This window comes from Novosphingobium sp. 11B (assembly GCF_054589055.1).
On record NZ_BAAILP010000102.1, the window covers coordinates 1 to 2,479 of the forward strand.

The following is a 2,479-nucleotide window of genomic DNA, read 5'->3' on the forward strand; positions in this document are numbered from 1 at the left end:
TCATCCCAGCGAAGGCTGGGACCGTTAGCCTGTTATTGCCAACTATCGTCAGGGCGCCCGGCCGAGGGGTTGGGCTTTACGCGGCTAGCGGTCCCAGCCTTCGCTGGGATGACGGCGTGTTTTGGTGCTGGAGTACGTGAGCCATCGACTGAACCCTTGCGAAAATCGCGCATTTCGCCTTAGAGCGCGGGCCATGACCGAAAATGCCCTGATCGAAGCCGCACGTGTGTCCAAGGCCTGGCCCTTCCAGGAGGCCCAGAAGCTGCTCAAGCGGTTCCCGCAGGGCAAACCGGGTGGCGAGCCCGTGCTGTTCGAGACCGGCTATGGTCCCTCGGGCCTGCCGCATATCGGCACGTTCCAGGAAGTCCTGCGCACCACGCTCGTCCGCCGCGCCTACGAGGCGCTGACCGGCGGCGCGCCAACGCGGCTCGTCGCGTTCTCGGATGACATGGACGGGCTGCGCAAGGTTCCGGACAACATCCCGAACGCCGACGTGCTCGCCGCCAACCTCGGCAAGCCGCTCAGCCGCATCCCCGATCCGTTCGGCACGCATGAGAGCTTCGCGCATCACAACAACGCGATGCTGCGCGAATTCCTCGATCGCTTCGGCTTCGACTACGAGTTCGTCTCGGCCAGCGACCGCTACAATTCGGGCGCGTTCGACGCCGCGCTGGCGCGGGTGCTCGAATGCAACCAGGCGATCCTCGATGTCATGCTGCCCACGCTGCGCGAGGAGCGCCGCCGGACCTATTCGCCCGTGCTGCCGGTCTCGCCCACCACGGGCGTGGTGTTGCAGGTGCCGGTCGAGGTCATCGACGCTAAGACCGGCCTGATCCGCTTCACCGACGAGGACGGCACCGTCGTCGAGCAGTCGGCGTTCGGCGGCAAGGCCAAGCTGCAGTGGAAGGTCGACTGGGCGATGCGCTGGTTTGCGCTGGGTGTCGACTACGAGATGTGCGGCAAGGACCTGACCGACTCGGTCACCCAGTCGGGCAAGATCGTGCAGGTTCTCGGCGGTCGCAAGCCCGAGGGGCTGATCTACGAACTGTTCCTCGACGAGAACGGCGAGAAGATCTCGAAGTCCAAGGGCAACGGCCTGACCATCGACCAGTGGCTGACGTATGGGACCGAGGAGTCACTGGGCTTCTACCTGTTTCGCGAGCCCAAGAGCGCCAAGCAGCTCCACGCCGGCGTGATCCCCAAGGCGGTCGACGAATACTGGCAGTTCCGTGGCAACCTCGCCGGGCAGGCGCTCGACAAGCAGTTGGGCAATCCGACCTGGCACCTGCTGCGCGCCAATGGCGGTGGTGAAGGTGCGGGCGACACCGTGCCGGTGACGTTCTCGCTGCTGCTCAACCTCGTCGGCGTGCTCGGCGCGGACGCGACGGCGGAGCAGGTGTGGTCCTACCTCGGCAACTACGTGGCCGAGGCCAGCCCCGAAGCGCATCCGGACCTTGCAGAGATGGTCCGCGCCGCGCTCGCCACCAATCGCGACTTCATCGCGCCGACGCTTCATCGCCGTGCGCCGACGGAGAACGAGGCGGCGGCACTGAAGGACCTCGATATACAGTTGGCTTCGCTGGACGGGGCCACGGCCGAAGACCTGCAGAACATCGTGTACGAGATCGGCAAGAACGAGGCTTACGGCTTCGAAAACCTGCGCGACTGGTTCAAGGCGCTGTATGAAACGCTGCTCGGATCGCCGCAGGGGCCGCGCATGGGGAGCTTTATCGCGCTTTACGGCGTTCCCGAAACGAGGCTGCTGATTGCCGAGGCGCTTGCTGCCTGACCTGACGGAGACGCGATGCACCGGACCGACCTGACGCCCGAACAGCTCTGCGAGGAACTGCTCGGGCGCACGCTGAACGATGTGGATGCCGAGGAACGGCGGGTGCTGCAGCGCATCGCCTCTGGTCAGGTGATGGGGCCGGATGCGCAGGAGGAAGCGGCGCTCCACGCCAGCTTCGGCGACCGGCTGGCGGATCGCGTTGCGGCCGTCGGAGGGTCCTGGGGCTTCATCATCGCGTTCGGTGTGATCCTGTTTGGATGGATGCTGGTGAACAGCCGCATTCTGGAGGCATTCGGGCTGCACCCCTTCGATGCCTACCCGTATATCTTCCTCAACCTGATGCTCTCGATGCTGGCGGCGATCCAGGCACCGGTCATCATGATGAGCCAGAACCGCGCCTCCGACAAGGATCGCATCGCGGCGCGGCATGACTACGAGGTCAACTTGCGCACGCAGTTGGAGATCATCCGGCTGCACAAGCGGATGGATCATCTGTTCGCGTATCTCGACAATCGGGATTGTGCGCGGAGCGGCGAAGACACCTGAATCCTGCCCCCGTGGGAAGGATGTGCGCGTGTCACCATCCGCACCCCCGTCATCCCAGCGAAGGCTGGGACCGCTGGCCGCGCAAAGCCCAACCCTCGGCTAGGCGTCCGGACGTTGGCTTGCAGTAAAACGCCAGCGGTCCCA

General features: G+C 65.0%; 2 protein-coding genes. Both read left to right on the forward strand.

Annotation, left to right across the window (positions count from 1 at the left end; genetic code table 11):
• Positions 1–193: 193 nt before the first annotated feature.
• Positions 194–1,789 (forward strand): lysine--tRNA ligase, encoded by a 1,596-nt coding sequence (locus ACYPYD_RS09210; RefSeq protein WP_459662878.1) that lies wholly within the window; start codon positions 194–196, stop codon positions 1,787–1,789.
• Between the two features lie 15 nt (positions 1,790–1,804).
• A complete protein-coding gene (locus ACYPYD_RS09215) occupies positions 1,805–2,335 on the forward strand; it encodes a DUF1003 domain-containing protein (RefSeq protein WP_008832978.1) in 531 nt (176 codons plus the stop codon).
• The last annotated feature ends 144 nt before the right edge of the window (positions 2,336–2,479 follow it).

What these genes read in the sequence shown, in the direction of transcription:
- ACYPYD_RS09215 (WP_008832978.1), top strand. Translation starts at nt 1,805, where the DNA reads ATGCACCGGACCGACCTGACGCCCGAACAGCTCTGCGAGGAACTGCTC.
- ACYPYD_RS09210 (WP_459662878.1), top strand. Translation starts at nt 194, where the DNA reads ATGACCGAAAATGCCCTGATCGAAGCCGCACGTGTGTCCAAGGCCTGG.